The sequence below is a fragment of the Streptomyces exfoliatus genome (assembly GCF_000725545.1).
In the GTDB taxonomy this organism is placed as follows: domain Bacteria; phylum Actinomycetota; class Actinomycetes; order Streptomycetales; family Streptomycetaceae; genus Streptomyces; species Streptomyces exfoliatus.
The window spans coordinates 101,381-123,517 of the sequence record NZ_JNZP01000014.1; the positions used below are offsets into that span (position 1 = coordinate 101,381).

Here is a 22,137-nt window from a genome sequence, read left to right on the forward strand (position 1 = left end):
AAGGGCACTGCTGACGCGGAGGGCACCGTCGGCGCGGTGGACGTCGGGGCACCGATGGGCGCGGAACCCCTCGCAGCGAGCGGCCCGCCCGCCGACCCCGCGCCACCCTCCGAGCAGGGAACGGCCGCCCTCGACCCCCGCCGCGTCCGGCTCGTCTTCTGCGGCCTCATGCTCGCGCTGCTCCTCGCCGCGCTCGAGCAGATGATCGTGGCCACCGCCCTCCCGAAGATCGTCGGCGAACTCCAGGGCCTCGACCGGATGTCCTGGGCGATCACCGCCTATCTGCTGACCTCCACCATCGGCCTGCCGATCTACGGCAAGCTCGGCGATCTCCTCGGCCGCAAGGGCGTCTTCCTCTTCGCCATCGTCGTCTTCGTCATCGGCTCCGGCCTCGCCGGTTGGTCCCGCAGCATGGACGAGTTCATCGCCTTCCGCGCGCTCCAGGGCGCGGGCGCCGGCGGACTCATGATCGGCGTCCAGGCGATCATCGCCGACATCGTCCCCGCCCGGGAACGCGGCCGGTACATGGGCCTGATCGGCGCCGCCTTCGGCCTCGCCTCCGTCGCGGGACCCCTGCTCGGCGGCTTCTTCACCGACCACGTCTCCTGGCGCTGGTGCTTCTACTTCAACGTGCCCTTCGGGCTCGTCACCCTCGCCGTCGTCGCCGTCGTCCTCAAGCTCCCCAAGCCCACGGCCCGCGGGCGCTTCGACGTCCTCGGCGCGCTGCTCCTCGCCGCCGCCTCCACCTGCATCGTCCTGCTGACCAGCTGGGGCGGCACCGAATACGCCTGGAACTCCCGGGTCGTCCTCGCCCTCGCCTGCGGCGCCGCCGGAACGACCCTGCTCTTCCTCGTCGTCGAGCACTTCGCGCCCGAACCCCTGATCCCGCTCCGGCTGTTCCGCGACTCGGTCTTCACCGTCACCGCCCTCGTCGGCGCCGTCGTCGGCATCGCGCTCTTCGGCGCCGCCAGCTACCTCCCCAGCTTCCTGCAGATGGTCGAGGGCGCCACCGCCACCGAGTCCGGCCTCCTGATGCTGCCGCTGATGGGCGGCATCGTCATCGCCTCCGTCGTCTCGGGGCAACTCATCAGCCGCACCGGGCACTACAAGATCTACCCGGTGGCCGGCGGCGCCGTCTCCGTCCTCGGCATGTGGCTGCTCTCCCGGATGGACGTCGACACCCCGCGCCTCCAGCACAGCCTCTGGCAGGCCGTCCTCGGCACCGGCATCGGACTCGTCATGCCGGTCCTCGTCCTCGCCGTGCAGAACTCCGTACGCCCGGCCGACCTCGGCACCGCCACCAGCGCCCACAACTACTTCCGCCAGATCGGCGGAAGCGTCGGCGCCGCCGTCTTCGGCACCCTCTTCGCCTCCCGGCTCGACGACGCCCTCGGCGACCGGCTCGCCGGCGTCCTCTCCGGCGGCACGACGACCCTGCCGCCGGCCGAGTCGATCACCCCGCAGACGGTCCACACCCTGCCGCCCGCCGTACGCGACGCCTACATCCAGGCGTACGCGGACGCGATGCCGCGCATCTTCCTCTACCTCGTGCCGGTCCTCGTGCTCGGCCTCGTCCTCGCCTTCTTCCTCAAGGAGAAACCGCTGGTGTCCCACCACACCCCCACCACCGAGGCCACCGCCGACGACCACGCCGGCGTCCAGGCCGTCCCGCACGCCCGGCACGCCGCCCCCGCCCCGGTCCCCGCCTCCGTCGCCGCGCCGCACTCCGGGCTCCCCGTCTGCGGCACCGTGCAGCACCACGACGGCAGCCGGGTGCCCCGCGCCGCCCTCACCCTCATCGACGTCCAGGGCCGGCAGGTGGGCCGCGGCGCCAGCGGCGAGGACGGCCGGTACGCGCTGAGCGTCCCCGGCGGCGGGGCGTACGTCCTCATCGCGGCGGCCGGCGGACACCAGCCCCAGGCCGTCTCCGTCACCGTCGGCGACCGGCCGGTCGAGCTCGACGTCGTCCTCGGCGGCGCCGGGCGGCTCGCGGGCAGCGTCGTCACCGCCGACGGGAGCCCCGTGCGGGACGCGGCCGTCACCCTCACCGACGTACGCGGGGAGGTCGTCGCCTCCACCCGCAGCGGGCGCGAGGGCGGGTACGTGATCACCGAGCTCGTCGCGGGCGAGTACACGCTCGCCGCCAGCGCCCCCGCCTTCCGGCCCGCCGCGCTCCCCGTGAGCGTCCAGTCCTCCCGCGAGACCCGCCAGGACATCGAACTGGCCGGCGGCGCCGTGCTCCGCGGCACGGTACGGGCCGGCGGCGGGCGCCCCGTCGAGGACGCCCGCGTCACCCTGCTCGACGCCGCGGGCAACGTCGTCGACACCCTCACCACCGGGCCCGACGGCACCTTCCGGTTCGTGGACCTGTCCTCCGGCGAGTACACGGTCATCGCCGCCGGCTACCCGCCCGTCGCGACGGTCCTCCAGATGGCCGGCGGAGGCCGCACCGAGCGCGACCTCCAGCTCGGCCACCAGGACTGAGGGGTCAGGAGGAGGTGGTCGTCGCCTTGCGCAGCGCGCTGATGCAGGTGCCGATCGCCTCCTGGAGGGCTTCGAGGCGCTGGAGCATGTCGGCCTCGTAGATGTCCTCCTCCATCACCTCGTCCAGGGTCAGCTCCTCGAAGACCTTCGTCGCCTTCTGCAGGCTGTTGTAGAACTTCGTCCGCCGCTCCTGGACCCGCAGCGCCGGGTCCTCCTCGACGGCCTTCGCGACGAGGCCCTTGACCGTGTCGTACGCCTCACCCGCCCACTCGCCCGCCTCCTCGGAGTCGTCCAGCTCGTCGAGGAGCGACAGGTGCCGCTCCGCCTCCGCGCGCAGTTCGGCCGGCGCCTCCACGGTCTGCCCGGCGGGGGTCCTGATCTGGCCGTTCTCGACGATCTGGCGCACGTACCCGATGCGGTCGGCCGCCTTCGCCTCGCTCGCCACCGCCTTCTTCAGGTCGTCGGTCCGCGCGATGGCGCGGGCCATCTCGGTTTGGAGGGCGGGATCCTCCTTCATGCGGTCGAGCAGCGCGCCCCGCGCGGCCTCCGCCGTTCCCGGGTCGGCCAGGATCGCGGCCCGCAGCGCCGTCGGGTTCTCGGCGACCTCCAGGGCCTTCGTCGGCCGGATGCCCTCCGCCTCGGCCGCCGCGCTGATCGCCTGGCCGCGCACCGAAGAGGCGCTGTTGCGGGAGGTGTAGTACGAGAGCCAGACGTCCGCCTCGGGCAGCTCGATGTCCTCACCAGGGACGAGCACCTCGAACTGCGGGACCAGACCGTCGTCGGCCGCCATGTCCCAGGCCTTGTAGTACCGCATGACCCGCTCCGGCGAGCACCCCGCGAGCTGCGCGAAGGCCTTCGCCGACACCTTCGTCCGGGCCGTCCCCTCGGCCGCCTGGCCGCCGGGGCGGACGCTCCGCGCCACCTTGAGGGCGAAGGCCCAGCCGCCGGTCCGCGCGTACACCCCGAAGTCGTGCGCGTCGCGGACGACCACGGGGTCGTGGTCCCGGCCGTCCGCGCCGTCCGTGCCGTCCGCGCCGTCCGTGCCGTCCGCGTCGTACCGGCCCTGGTCGTCCGTTGCGTCCGGTACGTCCCGCGTCGCCACCTGGGGCTCGGGAGCCGACGGCTCCCAGAACTCCGGCTCCGAGATCGCCGCGACGGCCTCGGGTTCGGCGGGGGACGATGCGGACGGGGTGAAGGCGATGGTCACCGAGGGCTCTCCGGAAGGTCGACTACGACAACTGCGGCCGACAGCCTATACGCACCCGTTGGCGATGGTTCGTCCGATTCGAAGCCCGGTAAACCGGTGGCGGCGCGGCCACGGCAGCGGGCAGCATGCCGCCATGACCTACGGAATCGAGCTCCACCCCGCGCGATGAGCGCCCCGCACGAGCGCCCGACGCTCGCACCCTCCCTGTACGCGTACGCCGAGGGCCTGCGCGACAGCGACCCCGCCGCGCCGCCGCCCGAAGGCGGCCACCCCCTCCCCGACACGGCGAACCTGCCGGGCCGCCGGACCCTCCGCTACGCCGAGGCCCGCGCCGCCGTCACCGCCATCCTGCTCCCGCTCCTCGACGCCCCCGACCCCGTGCGGGCCGCCGCCGAGGCGGAACGCGCGCTCGGCGCGACGGGCGTCGTGCGTGGGCGGGTCGTCTTCCACGCGGCGGCGGCCATCGAACCGCCCGAGGAACCCGCCGCCCGCGCCCGCACCCGAGCATTCGCCCGACACCTCGTCCGGACCGGAACGATCGTCCCCGGCGTGGCCGCAGGCCTCGGGCTCCTGAGCCGGCTCGCGGAACCCGAGGACGTCCCGTACCTGCGCGTCCTCGGCCTCCTCGACGGTCTCCTCGACCCCGTCGACCGGACCCTCGCGCCCCTGGACCGGGAGGCGGCCGCCCTGCTGTGGCTGATCCACCGGACCCGGGGCGAGGAACTCCGCGGCCTCGTCGAAGCCCTCGCCGCCGGGGACCGGACGGCCGTGTCCGACCGGCTCCTCACGCTTCCCACGGAGGCACGGGACATGGGCCCCGAGGCCTCCCGCCGGGTCGCCGAGGCCGTCGGCCTCGCCGGACTCCTCCGCACGGCCCCGGACCACCCCGGCCTCCTCGCGCGGGCCGTGCACCTCCTCGTCCGCATGACCAGCAGCCGGGACTACCACGCCGAGGTCCTGCGGTACGGAGAAGCCGTCGGCCTGTACGAGACGGTGGCCGCCCACGCCCACCTGCTGCCCCGCGACGTGGAGCACCGGGCCAGGCTGCTCACCCTCGCCCTCGACCTGCACAGCGGCCCCTCGCACCTCCTGCCCTGGCCGCCCGGCCGGCGCGAGGAACTCCACCGCACCCTCCTGGACACGGCGGCGTGGCCGGGCCCCGCGCCGACCGACCCGGCCGGGCGGCGGCGCGCCGACTGGATCCGCCGGACGGCACGCCGGCTGCGCGCCGCACCGCAGGACCCGCCCCGGTTCCGGATCGAGGTGGCCGTCGCCGACCCCGGCGACCCGGACGTCGTCGAGACCCGCTTCCTGATCGACGGGCGGCCCCTCGTCCCGGAGGCCTTCGGGCCGGGCCCGGGGGAGTCCCCCGAGCGGCTCCTCGACAGCGGCGCGCTGCGGGCCGGGCCCGAACCCCGGGAGGTACGGCTCGCCGAGGCGTACTGCACCGAGGGCTGCTGCGGCGCCCTGTACGTGACCGTGCGCCGTGAGGGCGAGCACGTCGTGTGGAGCGACTGGCGGCGGTCGGGCTCACCCGCCGCGCGGCCGGACCTCCCCGCGTACCGCTTCGACGCCGCCGCCTACGACGCCGAGGTCGCGCGCGCCGAGCACGACCACTCCTGGACCTGGCCGGCCCGCCGCACCGCCCGGCTGATCACCGCCGGGCTCCGCGACCGCCCCGACCTCCTCACCCGCTGGGGACTCCGGCAGGGCTGGATCAGCTCGGACTTCGGCCAACCGGACACGACCGTCGTCACGTTCACCGGGCCGCCGCTCGGGAGCGGGGGCCGTAGTGCGGCGGAGGGGGAGACGCGCCAGTTCCTGTGGCGGCTGCCCGACGACGGCGCCCCTCCCGAGGAGCGGGCCGCCACCGCCCTGCGCCGGCTGGCCGAGGAGGACCCCAGGCGCTATCCGGAACTGCGCGGATGATCCCGTACGGCCGTCCCGGTGACCTCCAGTGGTCCACTCCAACGGCGGTTATCCACAGGGGTGGTGAGGCCGCCGGGCGGCGCGTACGGTGCCAGACATGAAGATCCTCATCAGCGCCGACATGGAGGGCGCGACCGGTGTCACCTGGCCCGCCGACGTCCTGCCCGGCACGCCCCAGTGGGAGCGGTGCCGCGCGATGTTCACCTCCGACGTGAACGCCGCCGTGCTCGGCTTCTTCGACGGCGGCGCCGACGAGGTGCTCATCAACGAGGCGCACTGGTCCATGCGGAACCTGCTCCTGGAGCGGCTCGACGAGCGCGCCGAGATGCTCACCGGACGGCACAAGTCCCTCTCCATGGTCGAGGGCGTGCAGCACGGGGACGTCGACGGCATCGCCTTCGTCGGCTACCACACGGGCGCGGGCGCCGAAGGCGTCCTCGCCCACACCTACCTCGCCAACTCGATCACCGGGGTCTGGCTCAACGGCGAGCGGGCGAGCGAGGGTCTGCTCAACGCCCACGTGGTCGCGGAGTACGGCGTGCCCGTCGTTCTCGTCACCGGGGACGACCTCACCTGCGAGGACGCCCTCGGGTACGCCCCCGAGGCACCCAAGGTCGCCGTCAAGGACCACGTCTCGCGGTACGCGGCGGTGTGCAGGACCCCCAGCAGAACCGCCGCCGACATCCGGGCGGCGGCGAAGACCGGCGCCGCGCTCGCCGTCCGCCACGAGCCGGTCCGCGGCGGGCCCTTCACCGTGGAGCTGGAGTTCGACGCCGAGCACCTGGGAGCCGCCGCCACGGTGGTTCCCGGCGTGGCGCGGAGCGGTGAGCGGCGTGTCGCCTACACCAGCGAGACGATGTACGAGGCAATTCGCACGTTCAAGGCGGTCACGACCATCGTCTCGGCCGCGGTGGAGGAGCAGTATGGCTGAGGAGGTCCGGGGCCCGGACACGACGGCGCTCGACGAGGTGGTCACCTTCACCTCCGAGCTCATCCGCATCGACACCACCAACCGGGGCGGCGGCGACTGCCGTGAGCGGCCCGCCGCCGAGTACGTCGCCGAACGGCTCGCCGCCGCCGGTGTCGAACCCACCCTCCTGGAGCGGACCCCCGGCCGCACCAACGTGGTGGCGCGCATCCCCGGCACCGACCCCTCGGCCGAGGCGCTCCTCGTCCACGGCCATCTGGACGTGGTGCCCGCCGACCCCGCCGAGTGGACCACGCACCCCTTCTCCGGGGAGGTCCGCGACGGGACCGTGTGGGGGCGGGGCGCCGTCGACATGAAGAACATGGACGCGATGGTCCTGGCCGTCGTCCGCTCCTGGGCCCGGCAGGGCGTCCGGCCGCGCCGCGACATCGTCCTGGCCTACACCGCCGACGAGGAGGCCAGCGCGGAGGACGGCTCCGGCTTCCTCGCCGACCGGCACGCCGCGCTCTTCGAGGGCTGCACGGAGGGCATCAGCGAGTCGGGGGCGTTCAGCTTCCACCCGCAGCCCGGCACCACCCTCTACCCGATCGCCGCGGGGGAGCGGGGCACCGCCTGGCTCAAGCTGACCGCCCACGGCCGGGCGGGCCACGGCTCCAAGGTGAACACGGCCAACGCGGTGACCCGCCTCGCCGACGCCGTCGCCCGGATCGGCTCGCACCCCTGGCCCGTCCGCCTCACCGCGACCGTCCGCGCCGCCCTCACCGAACTGGCCGCGCTGTACGCCATCGACGTGGACACCCACGCGCCCGACCTCGACGTGGACCTGCTCCTCGACAAGCTCGGACCGGCCGCCGCCCTCGTCGAACCGACCGTCCGCAACAGCACCAACCCGACGATCCTCGACGCCGGGTACAAGGTCAACGTCATCCCGGGCCAGGCCGTCGCCTACATCGACGGGCGGACCCTGCCGGGCACCGAGGAGGAGTTCGCCGCGACCATGGACCGGCTCACCGGGCCGGACGTGGAATGGCAGTTCCACCACCGCGAGGTGGCCCTGGAGGCCCCCGTCGACTCACCGACCTTCGCCAAGCTGCGGGCCGCCGTCGAGCGCTTCGACCCGGCCGGGCACGTCGTGCCGTTCACCATGTCCGGCGGCACCGACGCCAAGCAGTTCTCCCGGCTCGGCATCACCGGCTACGGCTTCTCGCCGCTCCGGCTGCCCCCGGGCCTCGACTACGCGGCCCTGTTCCACGGCGTCGACGAACGGGTCCCCGTGGACGCCCTGCACTTCGGCGTCCAGGTACTCGACCACTATCTGAAGTCCGCGTAGCCGCGACGACGCGGCCGCGCGCAGGAACGACCGGGGGGAAGTCCCATGAAGAACACGGCCGCCTACGGCAGCTGGCTGTCACCCGTCGACGCGGCGCTCGCCGCCGCGCACGACGGGCGGCCCGAGTACCTCGGCGCCGTCGGCGACGAACTGTGGTGGACCGCGCCCCGCCCCGCCGAGGGAGGCAGGCGCGCCCTCGTCAGGCGGCGCGCGGACGGCGCCGAGGAGGGGATGCTGCCCGCCCCGTGGAACGTCCGGAGCCGGGTGATCGAGTACGGCGGCCGACCCTGGGCGGCGGTCGCCCGCCCGGCGGGCGGACCGCTCGCCGTGTTCTGCCACTTCGCGGACCAGCGGCTGTACGCCTACGAGCCCGATGCCGTTCCCGGCACGGAGCCGAGGCCCCTCACCCCCGTCTCCGCGGTCGGCGGCGGACTGCGCTGGGTCGACCCCGTGATCCGTCCCGACCGGGGCGAGGTGTGGTGCGTCCTGGAGGAGTTCACCGGACCCGCGCCCACCGACGTGCGCCGGGTGCTCGTCGCCGTGCCCCTGGACGGATCGGCCGCCGACGACCGCGCGGCGGTACGCGAACTGTCCGACGGGGCGCACCGGTTCGTGACCGGGCCCCGGCTCTCCCCGGACGGGCGACGGGTGGCCTGGATCGCCTGGGACCACCCACGGATGCCCTGGGACGGCACCGAGGTCCTGCTCGCCGAGGTCGGGCCCGACGGGACCTTCCACGATGCCAGGACCGTCGCCGGCGGGCCCGCCGAGTCGATCCCGCAGGTCGACTGGGACGGGGCGGGACGCCTGCTCCTCGTCAGCGACCGCACCGGTTGGTGGAACCTCTACCGCGCGGACGTCGACGCGGCCGGCGGGGTGGGCGAACCGGTCGCGCTCTGTCCCCGCGCCGAGGAGTTCGGCGGACCGCTCTGGAAGATCGGACTGACCTGGTTCACGCCCCTCGACAACGGGCTGATCGCCGTCGTCCACGGCAAGGGCACCACCGCCCTCGGCATCCTCGACCCCGAGCGCGGCGCCCTCGTCGACGCTCACGGACCCTGGACCGAGTGGGCCTCGACGCTCGCCGCGCACGGCACCCGGGTGGTCGGCCTCGCCGCGGGACCGCGGAGCGCGTACGAACTCGTCGAACTCGACACCCGCACCGGCCGCACCCGCGTGGTCGGCGCCGCGCACCACGACGCCGTCGACCCCGCCCACCACCCCGAACCTCACGTCCGTACCTTCACCGGACCCGGCGGCCGGGAGATCCACGCACAGGTCTACCCGCCCCACCACCCGGAGTTCGCCGGACCCGAGGACGAACTGCCGCCGTACGTGATCTGGGCCCACGGGGGTCCCACCGGACACGCGCCGCTCGTCCTCGACCTGGAGATCACCTACTTCACCTCACGGGGCATCGGGGTCGCCGAGGTCAACTACGGCGGCTCGACGGGCTACGGCCGGGAGTACCGGGAGCGGCTCCGCGAGCAGTGGGGCGTCGTCGACGTCGAGGACTGCGCGGCCGTCGCCCGGGCCCTCGCCGCCGAAGGCACCGCCGACCCGGCCCGCCTCGCCGTGCGCGGCGGCAGCGCGGGCGGCTGGACGACCGCCGCCTCCCTCGTCGCCACCGACGTGTACGCGTGCGGCACGATCATCTACCCCATCCTCGACCTCCGCGGCTGGGCGACCGACGAGACCCACGACTTCGAATCCGAGTACCTGTACGGACTGATCGGCCCCGTCGACCAGGTGCCCGCCCGCTACAAGGAGCGCTCGCCGATCGAGCACGTCGACCGGGTCACCACGCCCTTCCTGCTGCTCCAGGGGCTCGACGACGTCATCTGCCCGCCCGCGCAGGCCGAGCGGTTCCTCGCCCGCACGGCCGGCCGGGGCGTCCCGCACGCCTACCTCGCCTTCGAGGGAGAGGGTCACGGCTTCCGCAGGGCCGACACCATGGTGCGCGCCCTGGAGGCCGAACTCTCCCTGTACGCCCACGTCTTCGGTGTCAGCCGGACCGACGTCCCCGCCCTGGAGTACCGCACATGACCCGTCAGGACCCCCCTCCCGCCACCGTCGACCGAGAGGCCGGCAGCCGGCCGGGTGTCGGTGCGCTCGCCCGGCCGGACCGGCTCCGGCCGGGCGCCCGTGTCGCCGTCGTCGCGCCCAGCGGGCCCGTCCCCGAGGAACGGCTCAAGGCGGGACTCGACATCCTGAGCGGCTGGGGTCTCGATCCCGTGGTCGCCCCGCACGTCCTCGACACCCACCCCACCCTCGACCACCTCGCGGGCGCCGACCGGGATCGAGCCCAGGACCTCACGGAGGCCTGGTGCGACCCCTCGGTCTCCGCCGTCATCTGCGCGCGCGGCGGATTCGGGGCGCAGCGGATGGTCGACCTCGTCGACTGGAGGGCCGTCAGGGAGGCCGGGCCCAAGGTGTTCGTCGGGTACAGCGACGTCACCGCCCTGCACGAGGCCTTCGCCGTCCGGACCGGATTCGCCACCCTGCACGGTCCGATGGTCGCCGCCGGCACGTTCCTGTCGGACCCGCGCACCCAGGAGTCGCTGCGGGCCACCCTCTTCGAGCCCGAGTCGGTGCGGACGCTCGGGCTCGGGACGGCACGGGCCCTGGTGCCGGGCCGGGCCCGGGGCGTCACCCTCGGCGGCTGCGCCAGCCTCCTCGCCGCCGACCTCGGCACGCCGCACGGCCGGCCCTCGGCGCGCGGCGGGCTGCTGCTCCTGGAGGACGTGGGGGAGGAGCCGTACCGGCTCGACCGCGTCCTCACCCAACTGCTGCGCTCCGGCTGGCTGGACGGCGTCACGGGCGTCGGCCTGGGCTCGTGGGAGGAGTGCGGCCCGTACGAGGAGGTGCGGGCGGTCCTTGTCGACCGGCTCGGCGGGCTCGGCGTACCGGTCGTGGAGGAGATGGGCTTCGGGCACAGCATGACGGCGCTGACGGTGCCGCTCGGAGTGTCGGGGACGCTCGACGCGGAGGAGGGCACGCTCACGCTCGACGTACCGGCCCTGCGCTGAACCGAGTGTCGGGCACCCGGGCGCGCGGTCTTCACTGAATCTCCGTCAACAACCTTCGTTCGGCGGATTGACGGGATCTGACACGTGTCACAGCATGGGCGCTGCCTAGGTACCTACCAGTCGGTAGGTACCTAGGCCTTCGGCGTCGTCCTCAGCGTGGAGGTCTCTGTGTCCCGTGCCGTGCCCCGCCCCCGCAAGGCCCCCGCGCTCGTGGCCGGTGCGGCCGCGCTCGCCGCGCCCCTGACCCTGGCAGTGCCCCCGGCTCTCGCCGCGCCTCCGGTTCTTGCCGCGCCCGCGACCGGAGCGGAGACGGACAGTGCGACCGGAACGTACACCGTCACCCCGCTCCGGTTCACCGTCCAGGCGGCCGGCCGGAGTTGCGCCGTCGACGCCGACCTCTACCGGCCGGCGGGTGTGGACGCCGCCCGTCCCGCGCCCGCCGTCCTCGCCACCAACGGCTTCGGCGGCAGCAAGAGCGACGGCTCCACCGACGCCATCGGCAAGGCCTTCGCCGCCCGCGGCTACGTGGGTCTCGTCTACTCCGGCCTCGGGTTCGGGAAGTCCGGGTGCCTGATCTCCCTCGACGATCCGGAGATCGACGGCCGCGTCGCCGCCCGACTCGTCGACTTCCTCGCCGGCGGCCTGGCGGCGGACGACGGAACCCGCGCCGACTTCGTCACCCGGGACGGTGCGGACGACCCGCGCGTCGGCATGATCGGCGGCTCCTACGGAGGGGCCGTGCAGCTCGCCGCCGCCTCAGTCGACCGGCGGATCGACGCCCTCGTCCCCCTGATCACCTGGAACGACCTCGCGTACTCCCTCGCCCCCAACGCCGCGGACCGTGCCACACCCGGCGTCTTCAAATGGCAGTGGGCCAACGGCTTCTACCTGATGGGCGAGGGGCAGCCGCTGCTCGTCCCCTCCCTCGACCCCAGCCGGATCAACTCGCTCGGCTGTCTGCACTTCGTCAGCGACGCCTGCGACACCGTGCGGCTCCTCAACTCGGGCCGCTACCCGAAGGCCGAGACCGAGAAGATGCTCGCCTACGCCCGGAGCGTCTCCCCGGTCTCGTACGTGGACCGGATCACCGCCCCCACGCTCCTCGTCCAGGGCCAGGCCGACACCCTCTTCACCCTCAACGAGGCACGGGCCACCTACGAGCGGTTGCGCGAGCGCGGCGTCGGCACCGGGATGATCTGGCAGTCCTGGGGCCACAGCGGGGGACAGCGGCCCGGTGAACTCGACTTCACGAAGGGCGATCTGGAGGGCAGCTACGTCGGGCGACGCGTCCTCGGCTGGTTCGACCGTCACCTGCGGAAGGACCCGACCGCGGACACCGGCCCCGCCTTCGCCTGGTTCCGCGACTGGCAGGGCGACTACGGCACGGCGTCCAGGGTCCCGGCGCTCAGCCAGCGGCTGTACCTCTCCGGCGACGGCAAGCTCGTCGACAACCGTACGAAGGTGGCCCGGGGCTCCCGCTCGTACAGCAACTGGCTGTTCCCGACGAGCCATTCGGAGTCCTCGCTCGCCGGCATGATCGGCCTTGCCGACCGGCGGCCGTACGACACCCCCGGCACCCACCTCGGCTGGACCAGCGCGCCGCTCACCGCGCCCGTCGACCTGGTCGGCGCGCCGAAGGCCACCCTGAAGGTGGTCTCCCCGGTGACCGAGCGGGTCCAGGACTCCGGCGACGCATCCGACAAGCTCGTGCTCTTCGCCAAGCTCTACGACATCGCCCCCGACGGCACCAAGACCCTGGTCAACCGCCTTGTCGCCCCGGTGCGGGTGCCGGACGTCACCCGCCCGTTCACCGTCGAGCTGCCCGCCGTCGTCCACCGCTACGAGACCGGCCACAGGCTGGAGCTGGTGATCGCGGCGAGCGACACGGCGTACGCCGGCAACCGGGGCGTCAAGCCGGTGACCGTCGTCAGCGCCCCCGAGGACACGGGGACGCTCGAACTGCCCCTGGTGCAGGGGCGGGTGGGCTGAGGCCCGACCCGCGGGGCGGGTCAGAGCGCCGCGTACCCGGGGCGGACGACCTCGTCGATCAGCCGCTGCCGCTCCGGCAGCGGCAGGAAGGCGGCCTCCAGGGCGGAGACCGTGAACTCCTCGAAGACCTCGGGGCCGTAACCGAAGGCGTCCACCATGTGCTGGAACTCCTCGCTCATGGTGGTGCCGGAGACCAGCCGGTTGTCCGTGTTGAGCGTGATCCGGAAGCCGAGACGGCGCAGCTCGTCGATCGGGTGCGAGGCGTAGTCCTTCGCCGCGCCGGTCTGGAGGTTGGAGGTCGGGCAGACCTCCAGGGCGATGCGGTTGTCCCGGACGTACGAGGCCAGCCGGCCCAGGGTGCCGTCCTCGGCGATGTCGTCCGTGATCCGCACGCCGTGACCGATCCGCTCGGTGCCGCAGACCTGCACGGCCTCGTGGATCGACTCGGCGCCGACGGCCTCGCCCGCGTGGATCGTGAAGTGGCAGTTCTCCCGCTTCAGGTGCTGGAAGGCGGGGAGGTGCCGGGCGGGCGGGTTGCCGATCTCGCCGCCCGCGATGTCGAAACCGGCCACGCCGTTGTCCCGGTGCGCGACCGTCAGCTCCGCTATCTCCAGCGAGCGGTCCGTGTGGCGCATGCCGGTGAGGAGGGTGCGGACGGTGATCCGGCCGCCGGAGCGCCGCTCGCCCTCGCGGAAGCCGTCGTTGACCGCCACGACGACCTCGTCGAGGGTCAGCCCGCCCTCCAGGTGCTGCTCGGGGGCGTAGCGGATCTCCGCGTAGACGACGCCGTCCGCCGCCAGGTCCTCGGCGCACTCGGCCGCGATGCGCGTGAGCGCCTCGCGGGTCTGCATGACCGCGCAGGTGTGGGCGAAGGTCTCCAGGTAGCGCTCGAGCGAGCCGGAGTCGGCTGCGTCCCGGAACCAGACCGCGAGCGCGGCCGGGTCCTCGGTCGGCAGCGCGGTGTAGCCGCACTCCCGCGCCAGCTCGACGATGGTCGCGGGGCGCAGCCCGCCGTCGAGGTGGTCGTGCAGGACGGCCTTGGGGGCCCGGCGGATCCACTCGGAGACGGTGGCGGCGACAGGCGTGGCAGGGTTGTCAGACAAGTGCATGGCGGGGAAGTGTACGCCACGGGGGCGGGGGGTGCTGTGACGGGCCTTACGCGGGTGCCGGGACCGGTCTCTCGCCGGGTGCCAGGACCGCCCTTGCGCGGGTGTCAGGACCGGTCTCTCGCTGGGTGTCCCGGCGGGTCCCGGGCGCTGCCCCCGGGCGGTCCCATGGAGCGGCGGTGCTCAGTGGGACTGCAGCACCGGCAGGGCGGGAGCGCCCGTCGGGAGCATGTGCTTGGCCGCCAGGACCGGGACCTCGCCGACCCGGACGACCTGCGTGACGAGGACGGCGGGGGTGTCCGCCGGGCGCCCCAGCTGCTCTCCGCGCCGCCGCCCGAGCAGCGTCGCCGTGATCCCGCTGTGCGCGCTCAGAGCCGTCTCGCGCGAGGCCCCGACGAGGACCGCGAGCATGGAGACCGCCGGGCCGCGCCCGGTGCCCCCGCCGGGCGCCCGGGTGTCCGGATCAGCCGCCCGCAGGGCCTGCGCGAACTCCGGATGCACCTGGTCGAGCAGCTCGTCGGCAGCCGCCCACTCATGGCTCAGCGCCGCCGCCGTCCCCTCCCCGGTCAGCACGGACTCCCAGAACCGCAGCTCGGCGCGGGCCGGGGCGAGCAGGTGCTGGGTGGTGAAGTCCGTGGGCTCCTCGACCGTCCGCAGCAGCGCCCGCACCCGCAGCGGCGTCCCCGCTCCGATCAGCTCCTCCAGCGGCTGCACGTGCTCGAAACCGCGCCGCGGGGGACGGTCGTTGACGGTCCGCCCCACCCCGCGCCGTACGGAGAGCAGACCGTCCTCCTGGAGCAGCAGCAGCGCCTCGCGCAGGGCCGGCCGGCTCACGCCGAGCTCGGCGGCGAGCTTCGGCTCCGAGGGAAGCGTCGAGCCCGGCGGATAGGTGCCGTCGTGGACGGCGTCCGCGATCCGCTCGTAGAGCGCCACGACCGGTCGCCGCCGCTGTCCGCTGACCGCCACGGCCGCTCCTCGTCTCGTTCCCGCCGGTGTCCGGCACCCACGGTAGTCGGCCCACGTTGTCTGACAAGTCACCCGTACGGATGCGCTCGCCGTCACGGAGAGGGTCCGCCCACCCCATTCTGGTCCCACGGCGGTGGCCGGGTACGACCGACGGCACCACGACGGAGGAGAGGGCCGGGCATGAGTCCCAAGGACACGTCACGGGCATCGGGCGGGGGAAGATCCGGGTTCACCGCGTCCCTCACCCCGGGCCGCGTCGGGATGGCCGTACTCGCGGCCGTCACCCTGATCTTCATCTTCGAGAACACCGGCGACGTCAAGATCCGCATCCTGATCCCCGAAGTCACCATGCCGCTCTACCTGGCGCTCCTCGCGACCGCGATCCTCGGCGCGGCCTGCGGCTTCTACGTCGCCGCCCGGAGGCGGAAGTGAGGCGGCGGGCCGTCGTGGGCGCGGGCGCCGTCCTCGCGCTCGCCGCCGTCGCCGTCACCTCCACCGAGGAGAGCGCCGCGGCCGACGACGGGGCCCGGACGCGTCCCGTGCCCGACTTCCTGGGCCGGGGACTGTGGCAGGTGTTCGTCCGGCTCGACCGCCGCACCCGGCTCGACGTCCACGACGTCAGCGGTCGGGACCGGCGGGTGCTCTGGCCGCCGAGGTGGGAGGTCTGCACGCAGTACCCGGCGGCGGGCACGGACCTCGACCGCCGGACCACCGTCATGATCGGAGTCGTACGGAAGGGCGAGACCTGCCCGCCCCGGGTCCGGACGGCCCGCCGCTGAGGGGCAGGACCTGCATGTGGCCCGGACACGACTTCGGCTGCGGCCCGGACCAGGCCCCACCCCCGCGCGCGCGGCATAAGCTGGCCGGATGCCCGAAGACTCCGGCCGGTACCTCGCCGTGGGCCCCCGCGTGGGCCTGCGTGCCTTCTCCCTCGACGACGCCGAGGAGTTCACCGCACGCGCCCGGGAGAGTCGGGAGCTCCACCGGCCCTGGCTCTTCCCGCCGTGCACGACGGAGACGTACCGGACCTACGCGGCCACCCTGACGGGGGATCCGGCGCGCGCCGGCTACCTGGTGTGCGACCGTGAGGCGGACGGCGCGATCGCCGGATTCGTCAACATCAACAACATCGTCCGTGGCGCCTTCCGAAGCGGCGCGCTCGGCTACGGCGCCTTCGCGCACGCGGCCGGGCGGGGCCTGTTCACCGAGGCCCTCGGGGTGGTGATCGGGTACGCCTTCGGGCCCCTGGACCTGCACCGTCTGGAGGCGAACATCCAGCCGGGCAACCTCGCGTCCCGCGCGCTCGTCCTGCGCGCGGGTTTCCGCCTGGAGGGGTTCTCGCCCGCCATGCTGTTCATCGGCGGGGCCTGGCGCGACCACGAACGCTGGGCGATCACCGCCCCGGAGCCGGAGCCGGAGCCGGAGCCGGAGCCGGAGCCGGAGCCGGGCCCCGGCAGCCCTCGTCAACGCTTGTAGTTGATCTTCATCGTGTCGAGGTCGGTCACGGTCGACCGCAGCCCCTTGTGCCCGTGACCGAGTTCCCTCAGCGCGGTCTCCACCCGGTCCTCCGCGAGCGCGCCCGCCATCTCGTCGCCGTCCTCGGCGTCGGAGACGACGACCAGGCGGTACGAGAAGTGCTTCAGCGTCCGGTCGTACGACAGCGAGCCCTCTTCCGTGAACTGCATCGCCGTGAGCCCGTGCGCGTCCACCTCGGCGAGCAGCCGGGACCGGCTCTCCTCGGACAGACCGTCGAACGTGCCGCGCACGATGACCCGGTAGGTGTGCTGCGTGCCCATGCGCCGCGTCCCCATTCCTCGTACTCCCCACACCACTGATCCCCGGCCGCCGGGCGGCGCGCCGACCGTCCACCCTACGGTCGCGCGGCCCCCGCCGCCGGGAATATCCGGGCCGCGCCGGCCCGTGCTCGCCGCGGAGAGCCCCTGGTCAGGACGGCCTCCGGCGTGTTCGATGGGGCGATGACGACCGTACGACGTGCCGTACTGACGCTGCCCGCCGCCCCGTTGGGCCCGGACAACCCTCTTCCCGCACTGCGGGCCCCCGCCGGGGCCCACGCGGTCGACGCGCGGACCCTCGCGGAACTCCCGCGCGACATGGCCCGCGGCATCGGGCGGGCGCCCCTGCGCAGCCTGCTGCCCGCCCCGGTGCGTGACGGCTACGGCCGTGAGCGCACCCCTGCGGACCTCGACACGATCCTGATCGAGAACGACCGGCTCCGCGCGACGGTCCTGCCGGGGCTCGGCGGCCGGATCCACTCCCTCCACCACAAGCCCACCGGACGTGAACTCCTCTACCGCAACCCGGTGTTCCAGCCCGCCGCCTTCGCGCTCAACGGCGCCTGGTTCTCCGGCGGCATCGAGTGGAACATCGGGGCCACCGGCCACTCCACGCTGTCCTGCTCGCCCCTCCACGCCGCCGTCGTCCGCGCGCCCGACGGCGGGCCGATGCTCCGCCTCTGGGAGTGGGAACGGCTGCGCGACCTGCCCTTCCAGGTCGACCTGTGGCTCCCGGACGACTCCGACTTCCTGTACGTCGGGGTCCGCATCCGCAACCCCCACGAGCGCACCGCCCCCGTCTACTGGTGGTCCAACACCGCGGTCCCCGAGGACCGCCGGATCCTCGCGCCCGCCGACGCCGCCTGGCACCACGGCTACGAGCGCGGCCTGCGCAGGCTGCCCGTCCCCGTGACCGAGGACGGCACCGACCGCTCGTACCCGCTGAACGGCACGCACGCCGCCGACTGGTTCTACGACCTGCCCACGGGGCAGCGCCCCTGGATCGCCGCCCTCGACAGGGAGGGCGCCGGGCTCGTCCAGACGTCCACCGACACGCTGCGCGGCCGCAAGCTCTTCCTGTGGGGCACCGAGCGCGGCGGCCGGCGCTGGCAGGAGTGGCTGACGGAGCCGGGCACCCCCGGCTACGCCGAGATCCAGGCCGGGCTCGCCCGCACCCAGCTGGAGCACCTGGAACTCGCGGGCGGCGCGGAGTTCAGCTGGCTGGAGGCGTACGGGCCGCTCGCCGCCGATCCCGCCGCGGTGCGCGGCGAGGACTGGGCCGCCGCCCGCGCCGACGCCGAACGGAGCCTGGCCGACGCCCTGCCTCGGCCCGCGGTCGACGCGGCGTACACGGCCTGGCGTGAGGGTGCGGCCGACGCGGCGCCGCAGGAGGTCCTCGCGGTGGGATCCGGCTGGGGAGCCCTGGAAGTGCTGCGCGGCCGGTACGAGTTGCCGGGCACGCCGTTCCCCGAGTCGACGCTCGGCCCCGCGCAGCAGCCCTGGCGGGAGCTGCTCCGCACCGGCGTCCTGCCACCCTCGGCGCCGGGCGCCGCGCCGGGCGCGCCGCTGGTCTCCGCGCCCTGGCGGGACATGCTGGAGACCGCCCCCGCCGATCCGTCCACCGAGTACCACCTCGGCATCGCCCAGTGGCACGCCGGTGACCGGGCCCAGGCGGTACGGAGCTGGGAACGCGGTCTGAAGGAGGCGGACGTGCGCTGGCCCCTGCTGTACTGCCTGGCCGTCGCGGACCGGGAGGACGGGCATCCTGACCGGGCGGCCGAACGGTTCACGGAGGCCTTCGCCGCCCACGCGGCAGGGGACCCGGCGCATGGCGGGTGTGCCGCCGCTCTCGGCCGTGAGGCGGTCGAGGCGCTGTTGGCCGCCGGGCGGCCGGGCCAGGCCCGGGCCCTGTGGGGACGGCTGCCGGAGCGGGCCCTGCGGACCGGGGCCTTCCGGCTCCTCGAAGCGCGGCTGCTGCTCGCCGAGGGCAGGAAGGACGAGGCCCGCTCCGTCTTCGACACCGGGTTCGAGGTGGCCGACCTGCGCGAGGGCGCCGAGATCCTCGGCGAGGTCTGGGCCCGTCTGACCGACGAACCCCTGCCCTGTGCCTACGAGTTCAGGATGCGCCCGAGCTGAGATCGGGGGTGGGGGCGGCTGTCGGGTCGCTACCCTGAAAAGGGCGGTGGACCATGAGGGGGCGGGGGCGGAGATGGGGGCCTGGGCGACGCAGGAGTGCCGGTGCGGGCATCCGCGTTTCCGTCACGGCGCGCCCCGGTTCGCGGGTGCCTGCGACGCCTGCCTCTGCGACGCCTTCGCGATGCCGCCGCCCGCCCCGGACCTCCAGGGGCCGCCCCCGCCGCCGGAGCCGGACCGCACACCCCATCCGAACTGCCCTCGTCAGGACCCGGACTGCGACGGCGTGCACCACGACCTCTACTGAGGCGCGGTCCCGCCCGTCAGGACACCCGGCACAGGATCTCGCCGTGCGGGACCATGAACCAGGCGTCCTCCCGGCCGCCCCACTCCCGCCACGCCTCCGCGATCGTCGTCAGTTCGGCGCCGGTGGCGTGGCCGCCGGAGACGGCCAGGTCGGCGTAGCCGGAGTCGGTCGTACGGTCCGCCCACAGGCCGCTCCACCAGGCCCGCTCCTCGGGGGTGGCGAAGCACCAGGTGGCGGCAGTCGTCGTGATGTCGGTGAAGCCGGCCCGCCGGGCCCACGAGAACAGGCGTCGTCCGGCGTCCGGTTCGCCGCCGTTGGCGCGGGCCACCCGGTGGTACAGGTCCAGCCACCCGTCGAGCGCGGGCCGTTCGGGGAACCAGGCGAAGGCCCCGTAGTCGCTGTCGCGGGCCGCGACGACGCCGCCGGGGCGGCACACCCGCCGCATCTCGCGCAGCGCCCGTACCGGGTCGCCGACGTGCTGGAGCACCTGGTGGGCGTGGACGACGTCGAAGGAGTCGTCGGGGAACTCCAGGGCGTGCACGTCGGCGACGGCGAACCCGACGTTCTCCAGACCGCGTTCGGCCGCCACGGCGCGGGCCTTGGCGAGGACGCCCTCGGCCGCGTCCACGCCGGTCACCCGGCCAGGCGCGACCAGCGCCGCCAGATCGGCGGTGATGGTGCCGGGCCCGCAGCCCACGTCCAGGACGTCGAGACCGGCGCGCAGCGCGGGCAGCAGATAGGCCGCCGAGTTGGCGGCGGTCCGCCAGCTGTGCGAGCGCAGGACCGACTCGTGGTGGCCGTGGGTGTAGACGGCGGTGTCGTGGGCCGCGTCGTGCGCGGACGGGACGGGGGCATGCGTCATGGAAGCGACTCCCTCGGTGCGGGTGCGTGCCACCACCGTACGCACGCATGTCGCATCATGAGACTCGCGTCTCGTCATGTGGACATGAGCTCAGGTCAACAGGTCGCGCCGGTAGCGGAGTTCATCGAGCACGCGGCCTCCCGTCTCCTCCCGTGCCACCTCGCCGTCCGGCCGCCAGCCCGCCGCCTCGTAGAACCGGCGCCCCCGCGCGTTCCCCGCCAGCACCCACAGCGCCGCCGTACGGAACCCGGCCGCCGCGAGCGCCTCCGTGGACGCCGAGAGCAGCGCCCGCCCGACACCCGTGCCCCACGCCTCCGGCAGGGCGTAGAGCGCCGCCAGCTCGCCCGTCGTCCGGGGGTCGAGGCCCTCGCCCTGCCACGCCCGGAAGCAGGAGAAGGCGAGCACCTCCCCACCCGAACCCGTCGCCACCAGGACCGTGGGCCGGTCCGGGGCCACCAGGCGGGTGCGCCACGCGGCGGTGCGCTCCGCCACGTCCAGAGCGGCCAGGTAGGGGGCGGGGAGCAGGTCGCGGTAGGCGGCCCGCCAGGACAGGACGTGCACGCCGGCGACGGCCGCCGCGTCCTCGGGACGTGCTTCACGTATCGACATGCCGCATTGTCGACGGCAGGACGCCGCCTGCGCCTCACCATTCCGGCGGACCTGACGAACCCTTCTGTGACAGCACCGTGAACAGTCCGCCCGGACCGCGTCCACGGCCCTAGGGTGGGCGCGCCGCCGCCCGGTGGTCCGCCTCCCACCTGTCGAGGAGTCCCGTGCCGAACCCGCCCGCGCCCGACCGCCGCACCCTGCTCAAGCTGCTCGCGGCGGGCCCCACGGCCACCGCGCTCGGGGTCGCCTCCACCGCACCCGCGTACGCCGCGCCCGCCGGCACCGGCTCCCTCGCCGCACCTGGCATCGTCAAGGCCCTCCCGGCCGAGCACTTCACCGTCCGGGGCACCAACGCCGAGGCGCGGTTCGACAGCTTCGCGGACACCGGCCTCCTCACCCCCGCCGACCGCTTCTTCGTCCGCAACCACACCTCCACCCCCGTCCTCGACGCCGCCGACTGGCGCCTGACCCTCTGGGGCGACGGACTCCACGGCCGCAGCCCCGTCCACTTCACCTACGGGCAGCTCCGCGACCTGCCCTCCGTCACCCGTACGGCCCTGATGGAGTGCGCCGGAAACGGCCGCAGCCTCTACGCGAGCCAGCAGGGCGAACCCGTCACGGGCACCGCGTGGACCCTGGGCGCCGTAGGAGCCGCCCGCTGGCGCGGCGCACGCCTCTCCGACGTCCTGCGACGGGCCGGGATCGCCCAGGACGCCGTCGACCTCCAGCCACGCGGCCTCGACGACCCGTACGTCTCCGGCGGCGTCGACTTCGGCCGGGTGCGCCGCCCGCTGCCGGTCGCCAAGGCGCTGGACGACGTCATCCTCGCGTACGAGATGAACGGCGAGCCCCTCCCGTACGACCACGGCCATCCGGTCCGGCTCGTCGTGCCCTCCTGGGTCGGCATCGCCTCGATCAAGTGGCTCGGCGACATCGAGGTCTCCACCCGGCCGCTCAGCTCGCCCTGGTCCACCGACTGGTACCGGCTCTTCGGCGCCGCCCACCCCGACGGCGGCAGCGCCCCGATCAGCCGCCAGACCCTCAAGTCCGGCTACCAGCTGCCCTTCGGCGCCACCATGGAGGCCGGCCGCCTCCACCGGCTCACCGGCCGCGCCTGGTCCGCCCTCGCACCGGTGCGCACGGTGGAGGTGTCCACCGACGGCGGCGCCCACTGGCGCCCGGCCCGGCTCCTCGACGAGCCCCGGCGCGACGGCTGGGTCCGCTGGAGCGTGCCATGGCGCCCGCGCCACACCGGGCCGGTCACCCTGCTCTCCCGTACCACCGACGCCGCCGGCAACACCCAGCCCGAGCGGTCCGTCCACAACACCCAGGGCTACCTCTTCGACGCGGTCGTCCGCCACTCCGTCACCGTGGTCTGACCCGCTCAGCCCTCCGGCGACAGGGCGGCCTTCCGCCCGGTGTCCCGCCCGTCGCCCGAAGCGACGCCTGGAGCGGCGGAAACGCC

General features: G+C 74.3%; 19 protein-coding genes. 13 read left to right on the top strand and 6 right to left on the bottom strand.

Annotated features, from left to right (window positions below; translation table 11 throughout):
- Positions 1-54: 54 nt before the first annotated feature.
- Positions 55-2,484: an MFS transporter gene (locus tag IO20_RS0117435; protein WP_030551250.1), complete on the top strand. Its 2,430-nt coding sequence runs from the start codon at positions 55-57 to the stop codon at positions 2,482-2,484.
- A gap of 4 nt (positions 2,485-2,488) precedes the next feature.
- On the opposite strand, the gene IO20_RS0117440 is transcribed toward IO20_RS0117435, so the two are convergent.
- Entirely contained in the window at positions 2,489-3,691 is a 1,203-nt protein-coding gene (locus IO20_RS0117440) for a hypothetical protein (protein WP_030551252.1), read from the bottom strand.
- 165 nt (positions 3,692-3,856) lie between these two features.
- Here IO20_RS0117440 and IO20_RS0117445 point away from each other — a divergent pair, with 165 nt between their 5' ends.
- From IO20_RS0117445 to IO20_RS0117470, 6 genes are all read left to right on the top strand, one after another.
- Positions 3,857-5,620 carry a hypothetical protein gene (locus IO20_RS0117445; RefSeq protein ID WP_211270389.1) on the top strand — a complete coding sequence of 588 codons (1,764 nt, stop codon included), beginning with the start codon at positions 3,857-3,859 and terminating at the stop codon, positions 5,618-5,620.
- A 97-nt stretch (positions 5,621-5,717) separates the two neighbouring features.
- Complete coding sequence (locus tag IO20_RS0117450) at positions 5,718-6,551, top strand: M55 family metallopeptidase (protein ID WP_030551256.1); 834 nt, start codon at positions 5,718-5,720, stop codon at positions 6,549-6,551.
- Positions 6,544-7,878 carry a M20/M25/M40 family metallo-hydrolase gene (locus IO20_RS0117455; RefSeq protein ID WP_030551257.1) on the top strand — a complete coding sequence of 445 codons (1,335 nt, stop codon included), beginning with the start codon at positions 6,544-6,546 and terminating at the stop codon, positions 7,876-7,878. Before IO20_RS0117450 ends, IO20_RS0117455 begins: the two co-directional genes overlap by 8 nt.
- Positions 7,879-7,923: 45 nt before the next feature.
- Positions 7,924-9,924 (top strand): S9 family peptidase, encoded by a 2,001-nt coding sequence (locus tag IO20_RS0117460; protein WP_030551259.1) that lies wholly within the window; start codon positions 7,924-7,926, stop codon positions 9,922-9,924.
- Positions 9,921-10,907 carry a S66 peptidase family protein gene (locus IO20_RS0117465; RefSeq protein ID WP_030551261.1) on the top strand — a complete coding sequence of 329 codons (987 nt, stop codon included), beginning with the start codon at positions 9,921-9,923 and terminating at the stop codon, positions 10,905-10,907. The genes IO20_RS0117460 and IO20_RS0117465 overlap by 4 nt, the downstream gene beginning before the upstream one ends.
- Before the next feature lie 210 nt (positions 10,908-11,117).
- Complete coding sequence (locus IO20_RS0117470; protein ID WP_051874531.1) at positions 11,118-12,896, top strand: CocE/NonD family hydrolase; 1,779 nt, start codon at positions 11,118-11,120, stop codon at positions 12,894-12,896.
- A 20-nt stretch (positions 12,897-12,916) separates the two neighbouring features.
- On the opposite strand, the gene IO20_RS0117475 is transcribed toward IO20_RS0117470, so the two are convergent.
- Positions 12,917-14,005, bottom strand: coding sequence for an adenosine deaminase (locus tag IO20_RS0117475; protein WP_030551265.1), 1,089 nt, complete (start codon positions 14,003-14,005; stop codon positions 12,917-12,919).
- Between the two features lie 180 nt (positions 14,006-14,185).
- Positions 14,186-14,968 (bottom strand): GntR family transcriptional regulator, encoded by a 783-nt coding sequence (locus IO20_RS0117480; protein WP_030551267.1) that lies wholly within the window; start codon positions 14,966-14,968, stop codon positions 14,186-14,188.
- Between the two features lie 180 nt (positions 14,969-15,148).
- On the opposite strand from IO20_RS0117480, the gene IO20_RS0117485 reads away from it, so the two are divergent.
- The 3 genes from IO20_RS0117485 to IO20_RS0117495 all read left to right on the top strand — a co-directional run bounded on the left by IO20_RS0117485 (position 15,149) and on the right by IO20_RS0117495 (position 16,444).
- Positions 15,149-15,400, top strand: coding sequence for a LapA family protein (locus tag IO20_RS0117485; protein ID WP_030551269.1), 252 nt, complete (start codon positions 15,149-15,151; stop codon positions 15,398-15,400).
- Positions 15,397-15,747 carry a hypothetical protein gene (locus tag IO20_RS0117490; RefSeq protein WP_030551271.1) on the top strand — a complete coding sequence of 117 codons (351 nt, stop codon included), beginning with the start codon at positions 15,397-15,399 and terminating at the stop codon, positions 15,745-15,747. The genes IO20_RS0117485 and IO20_RS0117490 overlap by 4 nt, the downstream gene beginning before the upstream one ends.
- 88 nt (positions 15,748-15,835) lie before the next feature.
- Complete coding sequence (locus IO20_RS0117495) at positions 15,836-16,444, top strand: GNAT family N-acetyltransferase (RefSeq protein WP_078946038.1); 609 nt, start codon at positions 15,836-15,838, stop codon at positions 16,442-16,444.
- Here the strand turns inward: IO20_RS0117495 and IO20_RS0117500 are convergent.
- Positions 16,432-16,764 (bottom strand): DUF6204 family protein, encoded by a 333-nt coding sequence (locus tag IO20_RS0117500; protein ID WP_030551275.1) that lies wholly within the window; start codon positions 16,762-16,764, stop codon positions 16,432-16,434. The two genes, IO20_RS0117495 and IO20_RS0117500, sit on opposite strands and share 13 nt — an antisense overlap.
- A 180-nt stretch (positions 16,765-16,944) precedes the next feature.
- Here IO20_RS0117500 and IO20_RS0117505 point away from each other — a divergent pair, with 180 nt between their 5' ends.
- Positions 16,945-18,897, top strand: coding sequence for a DUF5107 domain-containing protein (locus tag IO20_RS0117505; RefSeq protein ID WP_030551277.1), 1,953 nt, complete (start codon positions 16,945-16,947; stop codon positions 18,895-18,897).
- A 46-nt stretch (positions 18,898-18,943) separates the two neighbouring features.
- Positions 18,944-19,201 carry a hypothetical protein gene (locus tag IO20_RS0117510; RefSeq protein ID WP_245684971.1) on the top strand — a complete coding sequence of 86 codons (258 nt, stop codon included), beginning with the start codon at positions 18,944-18,946 and terminating at the stop codon, positions 19,199-19,201.
- A gap of 16 nt (positions 19,202-19,217) precedes the next feature.
- Here the strand turns inward: IO20_RS0117510 and IO20_RS0117515 are convergent, their stop codons facing one another.
- Positions 19,218-20,063 (bottom strand): methyltransferase domain-containing protein, encoded by an 846-nt coding sequence (locus tag IO20_RS0117515; RefSeq protein WP_030551281.1) that lies wholly within the window; start codon positions 20,061-20,063, stop codon positions 19,218-19,220.
- Positions 20,064-20,153: 90 nt separating this feature from the next.
- Complete coding sequence (locus IO20_RS0117520; protein ID WP_030551283.1) at positions 20,154-20,672, bottom strand: GNAT family N-acetyltransferase; 519 nt, start codon at positions 20,670-20,672, stop codon at positions 20,154-20,156.
- Between the two features lie 164 nt (positions 20,673-20,836).
- Here IO20_RS0117520 and IO20_RS0117525 point away from each other — a divergent pair, with 164 nt between their 5' ends.
- On the top strand, positions 20,837-22,051 hold the full coding sequence (locus IO20_RS0117525) for a sulfite oxidase (RefSeq protein WP_030551285.1): 1,215 nt from the start codon (positions 20,837-20,839) through the stop codon (positions 22,049-22,051).
- Positions 22,052-22,137 lie beyond the last annotated feature (86 nt).